We start from the raw sequence: 666 nt of genomic DNA on the forward strand, positions 1-666 counted from the left end.
TGGTGTCCTCGGCGGGGGCACTGACCAGGATCATGGGCAGCGGCGAGCCGGCGTGGGCGAGGATGCCCTGGGTGTGCCAGACGATCTCGCTGGGCGTGTACTGGACGAAGTAGTCGTCGCCGAGGGTGTCCCAGAGTGTCTCGACCTCGGCCTCGTCGGCGCCCAGGGTGCGCAGCAGGGCGAGCGCCTCGGTGCGGGTCTCGCGGATCCAGTCGTCGCGGTCGATGGGGTTCTCCAGGCCGCGGCGCAAAGCGCGCTTGGTCTCGCTGTGCAACTGGCGCAGCAGCGCCGCCCGCCAGATGCGCGACGAGGTCCATCTCGACTACCTCTACGTCCTCACCGTCGCCGACATCACCGCCACCAACCCCTCGCTGTGGAACGGCTGGCGGGCGAACTCGCGGATCACGTCGGGGTCCGAGATGTCGCGCTTCTGGGCGGTCTTGGACATCAGCAGGTGATGCTCCACCAGCCAGGCGACCAGCCGGGTGTCGCGCTGGGTGAGGCCGTGGCGTTCGCCGAACTCGGTGACGTACTGGGCGCCGATCAGCGAATGGTCGCCGCCGTGGCCCTTGCCGATGTCGTGGTAGAGCCCGGCGATCCACAGCAGTTCGAGCTTGGGGAGTTGGTGGACCAGGGTGGCGGCGACCGGGAAGTCCTCGCGTCCAC

The 666-nt window shown here is 69.1% G+C and carries 1 protein-coding gene and 1 pseudogene; both read right to left on the minus strand.

The features are described 5' to 3' along the window. Positions 1-274, minus strand: a pseudogene (gene glnD / locus D0901_RS21455) ([protein-PII] uridylyltransferase); the annotation flags it as partial. Between the two features lie 54 nt (positions 275-328). Beyond that, positions 329-666: HD domain-containing protein (locus D0901_RS21460; protein WP_425256201.1), on the minus strand; the 338-nt coding region annotated here is incomplete at its 5' end.

It is taken from the genome of Modicisalibacter coralii (assembly GCF_004117855.1).
Lineage (GTDB): Bacteria > Pseudomonadota > Gammaproteobacteria > Pseudomonadales > Halomonadaceae > Modicisalibacter > Modicisalibacter coralii.